The organism is Salinispora fenicalii (assembly GCF_000514815.1).
Lineage (GTDB): Bacteria > Actinomycetota > Actinomycetes > Mycobacteriales > Micromonosporaceae > Micromonospora > Micromonospora fenicalii.
The window spans coordinates 73,232-92,060 of the sequence record NZ_AZWQ01000020.1; the positions used below are offsets into that span (position 1 = coordinate 73,232).

General features: G+C 69.3%; 7 protein-coding genes and 1 pseudogene. 2 read left to right on the forward strand and 6 right to left on the reverse strand.

Annotation, left to right across the window (positions count from 1 at the left end; genetic code table 11):
- Nucleotides 1-7: 7 nt before the first annotated feature.
- From B116_RS29100 to B116_RS0110445, 3 genes and pseudogenes are all read right to left on the reverse strand, one after another.
- Nucleotides 8-868: pseudogene (locus B116_RS29100) on the reverse strand (right-handed parallel beta-helix repeat-containing protein); the annotation flags it as partial.
- A gap of 1,915 nt (nucleotides 869-2,783) precedes the next feature.
- Nucleotides 2,784-2,909, reverse strand: a complete 126-nt coding sequence (locus B116_RS28635; RefSeq protein WP_263404870.1) for a hypothetical protein — start codon at nucleotides 2,907-2,909, stop codon at nucleotides 2,784-2,786.
- Nucleotides 2,910-3,189: 280 nt separating this feature from the next.
- Nucleotides 3,190-4,668 carry an aminopeptidase P family protein gene (locus B116_RS0110445; RefSeq protein WP_027660051.1) on the reverse strand — a complete coding sequence of 493 codons (1,479 nt, stop codon included), beginning with the start codon at nucleotides 4,666-4,668 and terminating at the stop codon, nucleotides 3,190-3,192.
- 119 nt (nucleotides 4,669-4,787) lie between these two features.
- Here B116_RS0110445 and asnB point away from each other — a divergent pair, with 119 nt between their 5' ends.
- Entirely contained in the window at nucleotides 4,788-6,749 is a 1,962-nt protein-coding gene (asnB, locus tag B116_RS0110450) for an asparagine synthase (glutamine-hydrolyzing) (protein ID WP_027660052.1), read from the forward strand.
- Nucleotides 6,750-6,897: 148 nt separating this feature from the next.
- On the opposite strand, the gene B116_RS0110455 is transcribed toward asnB, so the two are convergent.
- From B116_RS0110455 to B116_RS0110465, 3 genes are all read right to left on the reverse strand, one after another.
- On the reverse strand, nucleotides 6,898-14,034 hold the full coding sequence (locus tag B116_RS0110455; RefSeq protein WP_027660053.1) for a type I polyketide synthase: 7,137 nt from the start codon (nucleotides 14,032-14,034) through the stop codon (nucleotides 6,898-6,900).
- A 94-nt stretch (nucleotides 14,035-14,128) separates the two neighbouring features.
- Nucleotides 14,129-14,986 carry an SAM-dependent methyltransferase gene (locus B116_RS0110460; protein ID WP_027660054.1) on the reverse strand — a complete coding sequence of 286 codons (858 nt, stop codon included), beginning with the start codon at nucleotides 14,984-14,986 and terminating at the stop codon, nucleotides 14,129-14,131.
- 25 nt (nucleotides 14,987-15,011) lie between these two features.
- On the reverse strand, nucleotides 15,012-17,504 hold the full coding sequence (locus B116_RS0110465) for a lantibiotic dehydratase (protein WP_027660055.1): 2,493 nt from the start codon (nucleotides 17,502-17,504) through the stop codon (nucleotides 15,012-15,014).
- Nucleotides 17,505-17,605: 101 nt separating this feature from the next.
- On the opposite strand from B116_RS0110465, the gene B116_RS0110470 reads away from it, so the two are divergent.
- Nucleotides 17,606-18,814 carry a M20 family metallopeptidase gene (locus B116_RS0110470; RefSeq protein WP_026321838.1) on the forward strand — a complete coding sequence of 403 codons (1,209 nt, stop codon included), beginning with the start codon at nucleotides 17,606-17,608 and terminating at the stop codon, nucleotides 18,812-18,814.
- Nucleotides 18,815-18,829 lie beyond the last annotated feature (15 nt).

Here is an 18,829-nt window from a genome sequence, read left to right on the forward strand (position 1 = left end):
TGATCGATCAGCCGAAGCAGTTCTCGATCTCGTCGGGGCTGCCCTTGCAGTTGGTCGGGTCATTGCCCTTGATCGCGGACTTGTTGTCCACCGTTACCTCACCCTGGTCGCTGAACACGCCAGCCGGCTCGAGGAGGGAACCGTTCTTCAACACCTTGCTAGCGGTCAGGTCGACGCTGCCCACGACATTGAAGATCCCAGCTCCGACCGTACCGGCAGTGTTCTCGGAGACCGTGCTGTACCGGAGGGTAATCGCGCTGAGGTCGTTGAACACGCCGCCACCGGCGATACCGGCCTTGTTCTCCGTGATCTTGCTCTTCTCCACGTTGGCGATGGCGTGGTAAGCCAGGGCCATACCGGCGCCGACACCGACGGTGTCGTTGTCGGAGACCTCCGTGTCCTTCAGGTAGAGGTTGCTCTCCTCGACCGCCGCGATACCACCACCTGCGACAAGCCCCAGGTTATTCGCGATCTTCGAGTGCTCAACCGTGGTGTCGCCACCGATGTCGAGCAGGCCCCCGCCGGCGCCAAGCGTGTTGTTCCCGCTGACATCGGCCTTCTCGAGCCGGACCGTGCCGGCCTCAATGTCGTCGTCATCGAGGTACGCCGCGCCGTTGGCGATGCCGCCGCCACCCAACGCGGCACCGTTGTCCTTCACCTTCGACGAGGAGACCTTCAGGATGCCGGCGTTGAAGATTCCGCCGCCGTAGGTGAAGGCCGCGGTGTCTTGCACCGTGGTGTGGTGAAGGCTGGTCTTGCCGAAGTTGGCGATGCCGCCCCCGACTCCGCCAGCGACGTTCTCCTCCACAAGGGACTTCTTGAATTCAGCGGAACCGCCGGCCTGCACCAGGACACCGGCGCCGTCGGTGACATTTTCGTCCCCGAAACCGTTTGCGTCGGTGACGTCTGCCTCGGTGGTGGTGTTGGTCTCCGTGGCGTCGGTGGTGGTCGAGGTCTTGGCCGCAGCGTCCGCGGTGGTCGTGGTTTCGGCCGCAGCGTCTGCGGTGGTCGTGGTTTCGGCCGTAGCGTCTGCGGTGGTGTTGGTGTCCGCGCTGGCGTCAGTGGTGTTGGTGACGTCTGCGTCGGCGGTGGTGTTGGCCTCCATGGCGTCGGTGGTGGTCGGGGTNGCGGTGGTGTTGGTGTCCGCGCTGGCGTCAGTGGTGTTGGTGACGTCTGCGTCGGCGGTGGTGTTGGCCTCCATGGCGTCGGTGGTGGTCGGGGTCTCGGCCGCAGCGTCCGCGGTGGTCGNGGTTTCGGCCGTAGCGTCNGCGGTGGTGTTGGTGTCCGCGCTGGCGTCAGTGGTGTTGGTGACGTCTGCGTCGGCGGTGGTGTTGGCCTCCATGGTGTCGGCGGTGGTCGAGGTCTTGGCTGCAGCGTCCGCGTTGGCCTTGGCGGTGACCTCCGTGGAGTCCGCGTCGGCTGTGGTGTTGGCCTCTGTGCTGTCCGCGTCGGCGGTGGCGTCGGCGTCCGTGGTGTTTACATCGGTTTCGGTCTCCGCCACGACGTCCGCGGTGGCATCGGCGTCCGTGGTGTCCGCGGTGTCGGTGGCGTCTGCGTCCGCGCTTGCGTTGGCGTCCGTGGCGTCCGTGTTGGTCTCGGTCTCGGCAGCGACGTCCGTGGCGTCCGCGTTGGCGTCCGCAGCGTCCGCGTTGGCGTCCGCAGCGTCCGCGTCCGCGGTGGCGCCGGTGCCGTTTGTGGCGTCACCGTTGGCGTTGGCGTCCTGGTTGTTGTTGGTGTCGCTCCCGTTGCCGTTGGCGGTGCCTTCCCCATTGGCGGCGTCGGTGTTGGCCGTGTCGGCCTGGTCTGCCTCACCCGTCGCGGTCCAGTTCGAGAAGCGCTCCCACACCGCCTCCGGTGTGTTCTCGCCCATCTCGTCATCGACGGTCTTGCCGCCCGTGATAATCAGGCCCTCGGCCTTCAGGTGGCCGCCGCGGCCGACATTGAGGATTCGGAAGGATTCGGCCCGGCCGTCCCGGGCAATCTTGGTGTTGTGGCCGATGAGCTTGATCGGTTCCTCGATCACCGGCAGGCCGTTGCCCATGCCGTCGGAACGGGTCAGCGTGTAGGTGCAGTCCTTGGCCAGCTTGAGGGTGCCGCCCTGGTTGTCGTTGGCGTGGACGATCGCCTGGATTAGCTTGTCTGTCTTGCAGGGCACCTCCCTTTCGCGCTCCCTCTTTTCGCGGTCTTTCTGGTCGTGCCGGCTGTCCCAGTCACCCTCGCGGCCCATGTCCCGGCCCTCGCCGGACTGCTCGCCGTCCTTGGTGACCTGGGCAGTGGTGCCGCCGGTCAGGTCCTCGGCGCCAGCGCCGACTCCGGTAAGGCCGACCATGGCGATGCCGACCGCACCGGCGACGCCGCTGGCGAGCCAGAGCTTGCGCCGCCGCTTCGACGTCGCCTCCGGTTCCGCCGCGTTGTTATTCGGTAGGTAGTTGTACATCGGAGCTCTCTGCCCTCTCCTCGTACCAGACAGGGGCGCGGCATCACAAAGCCGGCGTCCCTACTACAAATCGGTTGTAGCTCCCAGAAGCACCGTATGAGAATTTTCTTCACCTTGAGGTCATATCTGAGAAAAGTCCATATTTGTGGTGTTCGTGGGCTGGATCGGGACGAGGTTCGGTCTCGGGGCTAGTGCGGCTAGGCCTGGAGGTGCAGCTGACTTCAGGGCGTCGCACCCTAGATAGCACTGTTTGTGCGATTCGAGGCGTTCGGAGATGGTGCGGGCTCCTCCAGCCGGGTGGCGGTCGGAGGAGCCCGCTCTATGTGGTGGTGCTCCTAGTGGGAACTCAGCCGAAGCGGCGTTCCGGTGTGGCCGGGCTGCCCAGGTGGTTCGTTGGTTGGTTCTGGTTGGCGTGGAGGACGGCCTGGACCGGACCGACGTTGGCCCGGTTAGTTGTGATCTCGGTGGACATCAGAGCATTCCCCCTTCGACTCCCAGAGGGCCCGCGCCGGCTGAAGGTGGTGTGACCTGCTACAAATCGGGTTCCAGCCCCTGGTAGTCACCGTAAGTGAAGATCCGTCTCGGATGAGGATGTATCCGAAAAAGCTACTTGTTCAAGTCATGTAGGAGTGAATAGTGCGAGTGGAACAAAACGGACTAAACATGACACTAAGGAAAAAGGCCGCACCGATTTCGTTTCGGAACCTTAAGGTCCAAACGAAAACGATGCGGCCCGGGCTTGGCCGGCTAGGTCAGCCCGGCAGGCGCGGGCCCGCCTCCCGCTGCTCAGCCAGCCAGGTTTCCACGTCGTCAGCGGTCCGGGGGAGCCCGGCGGAGAGGTTCATCGTGCCGTTCGCCGTGATGAGGACGTCGTCCTCGATCCGGACGCCGATGCCGCGCAGCTCCTCCGGTACCAAGTCGTCCTCAGGCTGGAAGTACAGGCCCGGCTCCACCGTGAGCACATAGCCCTCGCCCAAGGTGCCGTCGCGGTACACCTCACTGCGCGAGTTCGCGCAGTCGTGCACATCGATGCCGAGCATGTGCCCGAAGCCGTGCAGGGTCCACCGTCGGTACACCGCCGACTTCTCGTCCATCGCCTCGTCCACGCTGACCGGTAGTAGGCCCAGCTCAGCCAGGCCTTCGGCGAGGACCCGCATGCAGGTCAGATGCACATCCTTGAACGCCACGCCCGGCCGGATGAACTCGATGCCGGCCTGCTGCGCGGCGTACACGATGTCGTAGATCTGACGCTGTAGCGCGGTGAACCGGCCGCTAACCGGGAGCACCCGGGTCACGTCGGCGGTGTAGAGGTGGTCGTTCTCCACACCCATGTCCATCAGCAGCAGGTCACCTGGGCGGGTGGTGCCGTGATTGTGTACCCAGTGCAGGATCGTGGCGTGCTCGCCGGCGCCGACAATCGAGCCGTAGCCGATGTCGTTTCCGTCGTGCCGGGCCCGCAGCGCGAAGATCCCCTCGAGTAGCCGTTCGGAAACTCCCCGGTCGGCCGGGAGCGCCCGCGCCACATCCTCGAAGCCGCGAACCGTGGCATCCACCGCGTCCTGGAGCTGGGCGATCTCCCACTCGTCCTTGACCAGCCGCAGTTCTGAGATCGTGCTGGCCAACTCCTGGTCGCGGGCCGGCTGTCCCCGCTCCCGCCGACCGTCGTACGGGCGCAGGGCCGCGTCAACCCGGGCGTCGAAGCCGCGCAGCACTCGGGTTCGGGCCGGGGCGAGGTCGGCCAGGGCGGCGTCCAGGTCAGCGAGGTCGGCGGTGGGCATGCCCAACTCGTTCGACTTCTCCGCAAGGGTGCGCCGTCGGCCAAGCCACAGCTCGCCGTGCCGGCTCCGAAAGAACTCGTCGGTCTGCCGGGACGCGTGCGGCCGCAGGTAGAGGAGGGGCTCATGTCCGGAACCGGTCGGACGGAGTACGAGCACGCTGTCCGGCTCGTAGTCGCCGGTCAGGTACGCGAAGTCGCTGCCCGGACGGAACCGGTGGGCGGTGTCGTTGGCGCGTACCTGCTCGCCGCCGGTGGGGATCACCAGGGTCTCGTCCGGGAAGGCCGCGGAGAGGGCCGCCCGACGCTTGGCGTAGTTGGGGGCCGCCGGGTGCGGGACGACCGGCAGCGCGCTGTCTCGCCAGCCCTGCCGCATGAACGCCAGGAGCGCCGCCGGGAACATTGGATCATGCGACTCCGTGCCTCCTGGATCGCGGTGAATGTGTTCCTCGGTCATCTCCGCTCCCTTCGCGTTGTCGCTGGTCCCGACGGTATCCGACGTGGCGGGGCCAGCGGCTGAGGCTTGTTGCGCAGACGGCCGCTACAGCCGCGGTGGGGGCGTGAAAAGATGACGCCATGTGCGGACTCCTGGCCTTTTTCAGCGCGCGCGGGGACGCCGCGGCTCACCGCGATCACATCGCCAACGCGTTGGAATGCCTGCACCATCGTGGCCCGGACGAGACCGGGGTGGAAGTTGTCGGCGACGCATCCGGCCAGTACGCGGACGGCGTGTTCGCCCACAAGCGGCTGGCGATCATCGATGTGGCGTCGAGTCATGAGCCGCTGCCCTACGCGAACGGGCGCTACCTGCTGACCTTCAACGGCGAGATTTACAACTACATCGAGCTGCGGGAGGAGCTGGCCCGCGACTACGGGGCGCAGTTCGCCACTTCCGGTGACGGGGAGGTGATCGTCGCCGGCTACCACTACTGGGGTGAGCAGGTGCTCACCCGGCTGCGGGGGATGTTCGCCTTCGTGATCTGGGACCGGCAGGAACGGCGCGCCTTCGGCGGGCGTGACTACTTCGGGATCAAGCCGCTGCACTATCTGGAGACGGCCGACGGACTCTTCCTCGCCTCGGAGAAGAAGGCCCTGCTGCCGTTCGCGCCGTCCAACTACCAGGGTGACGCCGGCATCGACACGGCCAGTCTCAGCCACTACCTGACGTTGCAGTACGTGCCGGAGCCCGGCACCCTGCATCGGGGGATCCGTCGGATCGGCTCGGGGGAGTACCTGACCTGGACGCCGGGCGGCCGAATCGATGTCCGCCGGTGGTACCGACCGGTGTTCCGGCCCGCTCCGGTGCCGGACGAGCAGAAGCTCTACCACGAGATCCGGGAGACGCTGCGGGACAGCGTCCGGATTCACATGCGGTCGGATGTCCCGGTCGGTTCGTTCCTGTCTAGTGGGATCGACTCCACCGCGGTGGTGGCGCTGGCCCGAGACTTCAACCCGAACATCTTGACCTTCACGGTCGGCTACGACGTGCCCGGCTACTCGGAAATCGATGTGGCCCAGGAGTCGGCCCGCCACCTCGATGTCACCACCATTCCCACCAAGATCGGGCCGCAGGACATGATGGCGGCGCTGCCGAAGATCGTCTGGCACCTGGACGACCCGGTCGCCGACCCGGCGCTGGTGCCGCTCTACTTCGTGGCGCGCAAGGCCGCCGAACACGTCACGGTGGTGCTCTCCGGCGAGGGCGCCGACGAGTTCTTCGGTGGCTACACGATTTACCGGGAACCGCTCTCGCTGAGCTCGGTCAACGGCCTGCCCGGCGGTGTGCAGAAGGGGCTGCGGGCGGTGTCGAAGGCGATCCCGCAGGGGGTCAAGGGCAAGAGCTTCCTGGAGCGCGGCACCACTCCGATCGAGGCGCGCTACTACGGCAACGCCCGGATGTTCACCGAGGAAGAGAAGCAGCACCTGCTGCGCCGCTACGACCCCTCGGTGCGCTACACCGACATCACCGCCCCGATCTACGCCGAGTGCATCGAACTCGACGATGTCACCAAGATGCAGTACGTGGACCTCTACACCTGGCTGCGCGGCGACATCCTGGTCAAGGCGGACCGAATCTCGATGGCGCACTCGCTGGAGGTACGGGTGCCCTTCCTGGACCGGGCGGTCTTCGACGTGGCGTCGAAGATTCCGGTCGAGCTTCGGCTTCCCCCGCGTTCCGACGCCACCAAGTACGCGATGCGCCAGGCGCTGCAGGGGGTGGTTCCGCCGGCCATCGTGAACCGTCGGAAGCTGGGCTTCCCGACCCCGACCCGGGTGTGGCTGCGGGGTGAGATGTACGAGTGGGCCCGGCACATGCTGGCCACCTCGGGCGCCGGTGACCTGATCGACCTGCCGTACGCGCTGCGGCTGCTCGATGAGCACAAGCGGGAGGAGGCCGACCACTCCCGCAAGGTCTGGACGGTGCTGATCTTCTGCATCTGGCATGCGATCTTCATCGCCAAGACGCTGGACCCGGGCATTCAGCGCAACCAGTCGGCGCTGCTGACGAAGCCGGTCGTCGGCAGTATGGTCCGCTGAGCGGGCCGGGAGCATCGAGGTCGCCCGGAAGCATCGGGTCGACCACCCGGGTGCGCCTGCGCCGGGCCGGCTGCTTCGGGCTCGTCGGGGCGGCTCCACGAGCCGCCCCGACGCCCCTCCCGGACCGAGCTGGCCTCTTCGCGAGGTCTCAGTAGGACAGCCCGGGGCAGTACACCCCGCCCTCTGGTGGGGTGTAGCCGCCCAGCGAGATCAGCGTCTCCAGGCGGAGTAGCGAGACCCCTCGGGTGCGGGCGGCCCAGCTGAGCAGGTCTGGTGCCAGGCGGCCCGGGATGCGCAGCCGGGGGGCCAGACCATGGGGGTCCTGGCGGCGCATCAGCTCACCCGCCCCGGCGTACAGCGCCCGCGCCGCCGCCTCTGACGTTGTCGTCAGGTGGCCCAGGTCGGCCAGGCCGGTGGTGTAGCCGGCGAACTCCCCGTTGGACTTGTCCAACACCACGTACGGCATCGACCACTCGAATGCCCGCTTGGCCGCCATGTGGATCTCACTGTCCCGGGAGTGGCCGTTGACTTTGCGGTACAGCGTTTGGCAGCCCGGAACATCCGCCTCGGTCATGGGACGCACCTCGAAGCCCGCCATGTTGCCGGGAGTCGGCGGGGCGTACCCCACCATCAGGGAGAGCTGTTCCTGCGGCACAAAGCCGAGCGATGAGTACAGCCGGTAGCCCCACGTGTTGTTGGTGACCTGGACGCCGCGTACAGAGGGCCAGCCAAGCCGGTCACTGACGGCGATCATGGATTCCATCAGTTTCCGGCCCACCCCGCCTCCCTGCGTGTCGGGGGCGACGCTCAACGGTCCCATGGCGGCCACCTCCTCACCCAGCACCAGGAAGTTGGAGCCCACCACCGATCCCGTCGCATCGACCGCGACCTCACACACGCAGCTCGGTGAGGCGAGTCGTCCCTGGAGCATTTCCAGCACCGCCTGCTCGGAGGACCATTCGGGTGGTAGACCCAGCGAGGCGTTGGTGTCCTCGAATGCCTGATAGCAGATCTGGGCCAACCGTGGCAGGTCGGCGGTGGCCGCCGGCCGGATGCGGAGGCTACCGCCAGTGGAGGCCGCCGCCGGGTGTGCGCCGGGCTGCGGGAAGTAGCCCACCCGGACGAAGAAGTCGACGTACTTCTCGAACAGGTCCTGGGTCATGGGCGGGCAGTCGATGCCGGTCCCGGCCAGCAGGGCGTGGGTCTCGGCGGTGTCGACCGTCAGGTAGTGGTTACGTCCGCTGTAGATGGTGGACTCGAAGCCGTCGACCATCGCCACCATGGTGTTTTCGGGGTTGGACCGCACCCGCCTGACCCAGGGGTCCCAGCCCAACTCGTCAAGGCGATAGCCGCGTGCCCGCAGTGCGCCCATCATCTCGGCGAACGGCAGATGCGTGCTGTTGGCGAGGTGGTGGTTGTGGTTGACGGCGGCCGGGTTCCGGGACAACGCCAGGATCGCCGAGCTGACGTAGTCGACGGGCACGAGGTGGAAGATGCCGGCCGGGTCGGCCGGAACCGCCTCCGCCTGCAGGATGCCCTTCATGCTGAGCCACACGAAGTCGTGCGTCTGGCAGCGGCCCAGCTCCGAGTCGCCGGAGATCTCATCGACCCGGTAGATCGACACCGGTAGCCCGCGTTCCCGGGCGATGTCGATGATCTGCTCCGCGACCAGCTTGGTCTGTCGGTACCCGGAGGAGAGGGCGGCGGCCGGCCCCGGCGGGTCGGTCGACTTCAGGGCAACCCCGGGTACGACCTCGGCGGAGAAGACACCCGTGGACGACACGTGGTGGACCGGAACGCTGCGATGCCGTGCGGCCAGCCGCAGTATCTCCTCGGTGCCCGTCACGTTCGCTGCCTTCAGCGAGGTGTAGGGGTAGAGACTATTGACGGTGGCAGCCGCGTGGTAGACCGCGTCGACCCGGCGGGCCAGTTCGTCGTACTGCTGCTCCGACAGGCCGAATCCAGGAGTGGCCAGGTCGCCGACGACCACGGACAATCGGTTCGGATCGATGTCGTCCCAGAGCTGGTACCACTGGAGGTTGTCCCGCAGCCGGTCCAGCGCCGGCTTCTCGCCCGTGGACCGAACGAGGCAGTGCACCACGGCGTTCGTGTTTCGCATCAGGTCGCGGAGCAGGAAGGCGCCGAGGAAGCCGGTCGCTCCGGTGAGCAGGACCTCTCGGGGGTCGGTGGCTGCGGTGATGACCTCGTCTGCGCAGACGATGTCCGCAGCCAGGGTTACCTCGGCGGCGAAGTCCACCCGCTCCTCATCGTCGTCGGCCGCGCGGAGCACCCGGCTCAGCAGGTGATCGGCGAGGACTGCCACGGTGGGGTATTCGAAGACCAGCGAGGCAGGGAGGTTGACCCCACTGAGGTCGCGGATTTGGTTGCGCAGCTCGACCGCGGTGAGGGAGTCGAAGCCCAGATCCAGCAGGGACTCGTCCGGATCGAGCTCGTCCGGGTCGGCGTGACCGAGCACGGCGGCGACCAGAGTCTTGACGGTCTGGACCAGGTGTAGGAACTGCTCCTCCTCGTCCAGGTCGCTGAGGCCAGCGGCGAGCATGGTGCCCGCCAACTGTGTGCCGCCCGCCGCCGGCTTGGCACCAGCGGACGGCATGGTGTCGGTTGACTGCCGGGTGATCCCTGGGAGGTGGGGCGAGTCAGCCCCGTTGACCAACTCGCGGAGGGCCGGGCTCGGGCTGGTGGGCGACGGTACGACGGCCGGTGGGAGCCAATAGCGCCGTCGTTGGAACGGGTAGGTGGGCAGGTCGACCTCGGGTTCGCCGGTCGGTGGGAAGAAGCCCTCCCACTCCACCGGCACACCGAGGGCGTGCAGGGTGCCCAGGGCCGCGGCCTCGGCACCCGACCGGCTACGACGGCACAACGGCACCGCGTGGTGCTCGTCCGCGCCGAGGGTTTCCCGCACCAACCCGGTCAGTACCCCGTCCGGACCGAGTTCGACGAAGGTGTCGGTCCCCTGCGTCCGAATCGCGTGTACGGCTGGCGCGAAGCGAACCGGTTGGCGGAGTTGGCCGACCCAGTACTCCGGTGTGAGTAGCTCCGGACCTGCGGCCGTGCCGGTCACGGTGGAGACGACGGGAATGTTCGGTCGCTGGTAGGTCAGCGACTCCGCGACGGCACGGAAGTCGTCCAGGACGGGATCCATGTGAGCAGAGTGGAAGGCGTGACTCACCTGGAGTCGGGTGGCCCGAACTCCGTGTTCGGCCAACTGGGCGGCGAGCGAGGTCACCGCCTCCTCGTCGCCCGAGACGACGACCGACCGGGGTGCGTTGATCGCGGCGATTCCGATCCGCGCCTCCGCCCCGGCGAGCAGGGGCAGCAGCTCCTCCTCGGTGGCTTTGACCGCGAGCATCGCCCCGCCCGGGGGCAGCGCCTGCATCAGGGCACCCCGGGCGTTGACCAGGCGGGCCGCGTCCGGCAGCGAGAGCACCCCGGCCACGTGTACCGCGGTGATCTCGCCGATGGAGTGCCCGGCGAGCACGCTCGGGTGCACCCCCCAGGAACGCAGTAGGGCGAACTGGGCGACCTCCAGAGCGAAGAGAGCCGGCTGAGCGAGACCGGTTTGGTGGATCGACTCGTCATCCGTCGTCCCGGCGGGCGTCAGCAGGGCCGACCGTACCTCCGGTGCCAGTTGTTGGCAGACCTCGTCCAGCTTGTCGGCGAAGACGTCGAAGCTGTCGTAGAGGTGGCGGCCCATGCCCTGGTACTGCGCGCCCTGGCCGGTGAAGAGCGCGGCGACGGCCCGACCGGGCACCGCGCGTGCCGTCGTCAGCCCGGCCGCCGGTGTACCGGAGGCGAGGGCGTCCAGGCCGGCCAGGAGTTGCTTGGTCTCCGTACCCACCACGGTCGCCCGATGGTCCAGACCCGCGCGCGAGCGAGCCAGCGCGCGGCCCACGGCCACCGGGCTGAGCTCCGGCGCGGAGCGCGTCATCGCCGCCAGCCGGGCAGCCTGCGTCCGCAGCGCCGCCGGTGACTTGGCGGAGAGCGGCCAGGCAACGACGGCGGGGCTCCTGGACTCGGCAGCGGTTGTCGACACCGGCGGCTCGACCGGGCTCTCCTCCACGACCACATGCGCGTTGGTGCCGCTGATCCCGAAGGCGGAGATCCCGGCCCGCCGGGGCCGGCCGGTGACCTGCCAGGGCTTGGGCTCGGTCGCCAGGCGTACCTGGCCGGAGGTCCAGTCGACGTGCGGCGATGGTTGGTCGACGTTGAGCGTGGCCGGGAGGGTCCGGTGGCGCATCGCCTGCACGATCTTGATGAGACCGGCGGCCCCGGCAGCCGCCTGGGTGTGGGTGATGTTGGACTTGACCGATCCGAGCCATACCGGCTGCTCCGGCGCCCGCCCCTGCCCGTAGGTGGCGAGGATCGCTTCGGCCTCGATGGGGTCACCGAGCGCGGTTCCCGTGCCGTGCGCCTCGACCAGGTCGACGTCGGCGGGGCCGAGCTGGGCGGCGGCGAGGGCCTGCCGGATCAACCGCTGCTGCGCCTGGCCGTTGGGGGCGGTGAGCCCGTTAGACGTGCCGTCCTGGTTGATCGCGCTGCCCCGGATGACGGCGAGTACCTTCCGTCCCGCCCGGCGCGCGTCCGAGAGGCGCTCCAGCAGTACGACCCCCGCACCTTCGCCGAAGGCGGTGCCGTCCGCGGCTGCGGCGAACGCCTTGACCCGGCCATCCGCGGCGAGGCCACGCTGCCGGCTGAACGTGATCAGGTCGTCGGGGGTAGCCATCACCGTGACCCCACCGGCGAGGGCGAGGCGGGACTCCCCGGAGTGCAGCGACTGACAGGCCAGGTGGAGCGCCACCAACGAGGCCGAGCAGGCGGTGTCCACCGTGATGGCCGGGCCCTCCAACCCGAGGGTGTAGGCGACCCGTCCAGACAGCACACTGCCCGAGGTGGCGAAGCCCAGGTAGCCCTCGTACTCCGAGGCCGCAGTGGCGAGGGAACTGTACGTCTGCCCCTTCGTGCCGATGAAGAGACCGGTCGGCGAGCCGGCCACCCGGGTGGGGTCGATTCCGGCGCGCTCGAACGCCTCCCACGCGATTTCCAGGAGGATCCGCTGCTGCGGGTCCATCGCGGTCGCCTCCCGCGGGCTGATCCCGAAGAAGGCGGCGTCGAAGCCGGCGGGGTCGGCGAGAAACCCGCCCCGGGCCACGTAGCTGGTGCCGAGGTGGTCCGGGTTCGGGTCGATGAGGGTGTCCAGCGGCCAGTTCCGGTCGTCCGGGAGCTCCGAGGTGGCGTCCCGTCCTTCGGCGATCAGCGTCCAGAGCTGGTCGGGATCCTCGACTCCGCCCGGAAAACGGCAGGCCATCGCGACGATGGCGATCGGCTCGTCGGCGTTGGCCCAGCCGGCCCGCTCCGGAGTAGCGGTTTCGGCCGGCGCGTTCGCTCCGCTCACTTCGGCGACCAGCCGGGCCGCAAGGGCGGTGGGCGTCGGATGGTCGAAGACGACGGTCGCTGGCAGCCGTAGCCCGACCAGCGCGCAGAGCCGCTGGCCAACCCCGACGACGGCGAGGGAGCCGAGCCCGAGGTCAACGAAGGGCTGGTCGGGTCGGACCTGCTCGGGAGCTTCCAGCCCCACGGTACGGGCTACCTCGCTGCGAACCAGCTCCAGGACGTTTCGGGTTCGCTCGCTCGGCGGCATCTCCCGCAGTTGCGCTGCCCACGCTGTTCCGTCGACCGGCCCGGCCTCGTCGGGCTCGCCGTCCGGGGTGGCTACGCCCAGCAGCTGGGGGCTCGCCTCCGCCAGCAGGTGTCGGGTGATCTTGCCGGTACTGGTCCGGGGGACGCGTTCGATGGCGTAGAGCTTCTCGGGAACCTTGAAGAAGGAGAGCAGCCGTCGGCAGTGCGCGAAGACCGCCGCCGCGTCCACGCCCTCCGGGCCCGGCACCAGATAGGCCACCGGCACCTCACCGAGCACATCGTGGGGTTCGGCGCCCACCGCGACGTCGGCTACCCCGGCGGCGGCCCGCAGCACCTCCTCGACCTCGACGGGGTGAATGTTCTCGCCCCCACGGATGATCAGTTCCTTGCGCCGGCCGGTCAGGGTCAGGTGCCCCAGGGCGTCCTGCCGCCCGAGGTCACCGGTGCGGTACCAGCCGTCGCGCAGGGCCGCGGCGGTGGCCTCGGGCTGCCGGTGGTACCCGAGCATGAGGTTCGGTCCGGCGACCCAGACCTCGCCCTCCTCCCCGGTGGGCACGTTCTGGCCGGTGTCGGGGTCGACCAGGCGGACCTCCACGCCGGGCAGCGGCGGCCCCACGGAGCCAGGGACCCGCTCCCCGAACGGCCGGTTCGAGGTGATGGCGCCGGTCTCGGAGGACCCGTACTGGTCCACCAGGGGAACACCGAACGCCTCTTCGAAGCGGCTGCCCAGCGCGGCGCCGCTCGCCGATCCCGCCACGAAACCGAGTCGTAGCGCGGAGAGGTCGGTGGTGGCGTCGGTGCCGTGGTCCAGCAGGTAGTGGTAGGTGGTCGGCACTCCGGCCAGGAACGTGATGGCCTCCGCACGCAGGAGGTCGCGCACCTCGGACGGCGCGAAGCCGCTCATCAGCCGTGCGCTGGCGCCAACCGCCGTTACGCCCAGTACGCACAGGTTCTGTCCGAGCCCGTGGAACAGCGGCATCGGCCACAACAGCCGATCCTGCTCCGACAGCCCCAGCACCGGCGCATGACCCGCCGCTACCAGCCACAACGAACTGCGCAGCGAGTACAGCACTCCCTTTGGTCGACCGGTGGTCCCGGACGTGTAGAGCATCCACGCCGGGGCATCCAGCGGGGCCTCTTCGGGGACCGGCCCGCTCGGCTCGATGCCCATCAGCTCCTCGTAGCCCACCGTCTCGGCCGCTTCGTGCTCCGCTGCTTCGGCCGCGCCGGTGCGGATGATCCGGGGCAGTTGAGCCGGGTGGTGCCGGCGGCCCACCTGGTCGAAGCGGGCCGGGTCGCACATGATGATCGTCGGTTCGGCGTCGTCGAGGAGATGGTCGATCTCAGCTGCGGAGGACTGTGGGTTGAGCGGTACCGCGATGCCGCCGGCCCGGATCACCGCGAGGCAGCTCTCCACCGCCTCGACGCTGTTACCCATCAGGATCACGGCTCGCCCACCGGTCTTCAACCCCAGGGCGGCCAGGTGCCCGGCCAGTCGAGCGGTCCGCCGATCAAGGTCGGCGTAGCTGACGCCACGCTTTCCGTCGGCGAAGGCGATCTTGTCTCCGCGCTGGACGGCGTGTCCGCCGAGTAGCTCGGACAGCGGCCGGATCAACTCGCTACGCATGTCTTCGTACCTTTCGGCTTCGTACTCTGGGGTAGGTCGGGGTGTGCGGGACGACGCCGGTCAAGGGCGGGCGCCGGTCAACAGACGGCGCCGGTCAACGGAGAGCGCGGATCGTTCGGGTCGGGCAGGAGAACTGCAGCGAACCGTCGGAGCTCGCCAGGCTCCGCAACGCGGCCCGGGCCGCATCGGTCGCCTCGGCCTGCCGCTCCGGCGGCACCAGTTCCCACAGCATGCGCGGGGTGACCGTCCATGTCCAGGAAAGATAGTCGTCTATTGATTCAAATCGGGACTTCGCGGGTACGTGCCGAATCTCGACATCGGTGAAGCCCGCCGCCAGAACCGCTGCGGCGGTCGACTCCTCGGAGACCAGCGGTCCGTCGAGACCGAGGACCAGCCGCCACGGATTGTCAACGCCCTCCGGGAGATAGGTGGACAGCACCTCGGCCAGAATCTCCGCCGACTCCCAGCCGGCGGCGAGTCGGCCGTTCTCGGTGGGAAAGGTCGTCGCGACCAACCGTCCACCGCTGCGCAGCGCCGCCGCGGCAGCGGCCAACGCCTGCTGCGGCGCCGGTAGCAGGAACAGGACCATGCCGGCGCTGATCGCGTCGAAGGGCTGGTCAACGGTGAAGCTCTGGATATCACCGAGTCGCACCTGCGCCCGGTCGGCCAGTCCGCGGCCCGCGAGGTCGGCCGCACACGCCTCCACCATGCCCGGCGCCTGATCGATGCCGAGCACGAAACCCTCGGCACCGACCTGGGCGACGATGGGAAACAGGCAGGCGCCACGGCCGCAGCCGAGGTCGAGCACCCGCTCACCTGGCTTGAGCTCCAGCCGGTCGGCGACCATCTTGCCCAGTGGGTGGAAGACGAGTTGGCCGGCGGAATCGTACTGGTCAGCGGACTTGTCGTAGACGTCCCGGACGCGGGCGGTGAAGTCGCTCTGTTCAGTCATGATCTTTTTCCTGGTCGCGAAGTGGCTACGGGTGATGGGGGATGGGGTTGTCCTCGTCCGCGTGGGCCGAGGCGGTCGGACGTACCACTGCACCGAGGCGGAGCTCCGCGCAGTGCGGCTGGTCGTTGGGGCGCCACCACAGCTGCTCCGGCGTGGGCAGCATCTCGGAGACCACGACCTCGGCTGAGGTGAGACGGGCGAGGTCGAGCAGTGCCATCGGGTCGGCGAAGTCGACGTACAGCGGCTTCGGTTCGGCGGGATGCCGGACATAGACGTGGCGCGGCAGTCGGTGCTGCGCCCGGATGCGTTGGAGCGCCAACCACTGCCCGTACGCGTCGTCGGCGCGTTCCGGGAGCCGCACCCGCCACCGCGCGCGTTGCAGCACGACGCCGGCGACGACGATTCGCGGCGTGTAGGTGCCGAGGTCGATCGAGACCGGGCCGAGCGCCGGGCGGGAGAGCGCCCGGTGCAGGGTGGAGGAGAGATCTCCCGGCCAGAGCAGCCGACGTTCGCCGTCGATCACGACGGCATCCGCCGTGGCGGGGACGTGGGCCTCGGCGATCGGCACCACCTCGGCGCGGTCCTTGCTGGACAGGCCACTGAGTTCGATCGCCACCCCCGGTAGCTCCGGGGTGACGTGGGCGCTGCGGCGGCGGGAGACGATTGTCGCGGCCGTCTGCGGCGAAACCGCCTGTTCGACCCGGTCCACGAAGTCCGCCCAGAGCCCGTCCGGATCGCTGTGCAGGGGTCGCTCCAGCCCGCCGAAGATGGAGCTGCAGTCGTCGTGCAGCTCCGAGAGCACCCAGGTGGCGGTGGCGGGATCCGGGCCGGCGACCATCAGGTCGGGGCTGGGCAGGCAGGCGTCGTCCGGGTCCAGGGAGACCGTCTCCCACAGCGGGGCGAGGGCATCGGCGAGTACGTGTGGGTCGAGCTCGACGACCGACGGACGGTCGGCGACCGCCGTCAGGTCGCCGACGGCCTTCGCGGTCAGCTCGTGCAGGATGGCATCCAGCTGGTCCCGCCGATCGGTACGAGCTGGAATCTCTCGGGTGGCGAGGGCCGCGAGCGGGGCCGACGTGCCCCGCAGCGCGGCACAGAGCGCGTCCCGGGCATCCTCGCGGGCGAGCAGGGCAGCCAGGAAGGTCAGCGGGAAGACGGCCTCGGTGACTTGACGGATCCGGTCAACGATGGGCGCCCCGAGGCTGACCTGTTCGCTCAGCGGACTGGACCTGTCCTCGTGGAACAGTTCCCGATCGGCGTAGTGCTGGCCACCGTTGCGGGAGGCGTCGCCGCCGGCCTGGGCACTGACCTGCTGCGCCGCGGCGAGATGCGGGACCCGATCCGGCCACCCGGCCTGGGCGTACCTGTCCCGACGATCGGCGAGTTCGGCAACCGTGGGTGTGGGGTGTTCGCCGGCGAGCCGGGTCAACGCGTGGAGTTCGGTGGCCGGAAGACGCCAGGGCGAGACGGTCAGCGCCGGACCCAGTGCCCGTACCAGTCGCGCCAGGCGTTCGTCGGACTGCTCCGTCGTCCCGGTGGCAGCCAGCAGGTCGGCCAGCTGGGATCCGGGGCTGGCCGCTGCCGCCTGCCACAGCGCCAGCGCGGCGGCGGCGACGGTGAAGCGACGGCCGTCCACGACCCGTTCCAGCACGTGCTCCGGGCCCGGTTGGCGGAACAAGGGACTGGGCCAGGCGCGCTGGGTCCGTAGTGGAGTATCGGCGGCGGCCTGTTCCCGGAGCTGTTCGACCAGCCAGGCGCTGGCTTCCACCACGACGCGCTCGGGCCCGGGAGTACCGACCCGGACCGGCTGGTCCTGTTCCGGGTGAAGCTTGCTGAACAGCACCGGACCGAAGAACGAGACGGTCTCGCATTTGGTGGCGAAGCGGCGAAGGTAGCGATGCAGGGTGTCGAGCCGGCGGCGCAGCGCCCGCGGGAGGTCGGCACCCGCCGCCGAATTGTCCCAGCCCGGGTGCTCCAACGGCGGCGTCCGCAGCGCGGAGTGATAGAAGCCCGGGTTGGATACGAACACGGCGTGCCGGAAGGTGTCAGAGCTGGCCGCCTTCGCGGTGCCCAGCCGAGCCTGGCGCAGCGCCCCGTCGAACTCTGCGCGGACGGTCGCCAGGTGTGCGGCGTGCGTGTCGACCAGGGTGTTCCACCGCGCCGCCCACTGCGGCACGCCGGTGGCCACCAGGATCTCGATGCCCCGCTCGTCCAGCCGTGCCCCGGCCTCTATCCGCCGCCGACAGCTCTGCAACGCGCGCAGGGATCGTTGGCGGGGCTCAAGCTCCCGGACGGCCTCGCGCGCGGCGGGCCAGCATTCGCGCAGAAAGTGGACGCGCGCCGCCTCGACCTCCTGCTCGGCGGCGAACACCCGGTCGGCCGCAGCGATGAGGGTCGCGGTGGCCAGCCCCGCCACCAGCTGGACCGGGAAGCCGGTGCTACGGAGCAGCGCCGACGGTACGGTCGCGACGGTCAACTCTCCTCGCCCGGCCGGCACCGTCCAGGTCAGCGCTGTCATCTCGAGCCTCCTAACTGGTCTCGCTTTCGGTTGCCGGCTCGGGTAGGAACGGAAGGAGCCGGGTACGTCACCGCGGCCCGGCCGGTGCGACGGGAGGGAACATGCCGCGGATGAGGCTCAGCCCCGAGGTCCGGCGTCGGTGTGCGGACGCTGTTGACCAAGCCGAGGATCGACTGCTCGCCCTGTCGCGCAGCTTGCACGCGGAGCCGGAGACGGCGTTCCGGGAGCATCGCAGCGCGGCCAAGGTGAGTGGTCTGCTGCGCGACGAGGGCTTCGCGGTGGACGTCGGCGTCGGTGGCCTCGACACCGCCTTCACCGCCCGCTTCGGCGACGGCCCGCTGGTGGTCGGCCTGTGCGCCGAGTACGACGCGCTGCCGGGGCTCGGTCACGCCTGCGGACACAACATCATCGCCGCCTCCTCGGTCGGCGCGGCCCTGGCGTTGCGGGAGGTGGCGGCGGAGCTTGACCTGACGATTGTGGTGATCGGCACGCCCGCCGAGGAAGACGGGGGCGGCAAGATCACTCTGCTGGAGGCCGGGGTCTTCGACGAGGTCTCGATGGCCATGCTGGTCCACCCCGCGCCGGAGGACAACTGCACCCCTCGCCCGCTGGCACTGGTCGAGTTGGAGGTCACCTACACCGGGCGGGAGTCCCACTCCGCGCTCGCCCCGCAGCTGGGTGTCAACGCCGCGGACGCGTTGACCATCGCCGAGGTCGCCGTGGGGGTCGGGCGTCAGCACTTCGAGCCGCGCCAACTGGTGCACGGCATCGTCACCCGCGGCGGCGACGTGCCGAACGTGGTCCCGGCGCACACCCGTGCCCGTTACAACCTGCGGGCGGCCGACATGGAGTCCCTGAGCCGACTGGAGTCGCGGATCCGGGCCTGCTTCGCCGCGGGCGCCGTCGGCAGCGGCTGCACCCACGAGGTCAGCGCCACCCCCGCGTACGCGGAACTGGTGCACGACCCCTTCCTGTCCGAGGCCTACCGATCGGCGGCGACCGAGCTGGGCCGGCCGCTGGTCTCCCCCGAGCAGGAGCGGGAGATGCCCACCGGCAGCACCGACATGGGCAACGTGAGTCGCGCCCTGCCCAGCCTGCACCCGAGCATCGGGATCGACAGCGGCGACGCCGTGAACCATCAGCCCGAGTTCGCCGCGGCCTGTGTGGCCCCCGGTGCTGATCGGGCGTTGCTGCAGGGCGCGGTGGCGCTGGCCTGGACCGCCGCCCAGGCAGCCCAGGATGATTCGGCCCGGCAGCGGCTGCTGGACCTGCACCGGGCTCGGGGCACGTCGACGGCGGGCCCACGCTAGCGGCGGGCATCCACG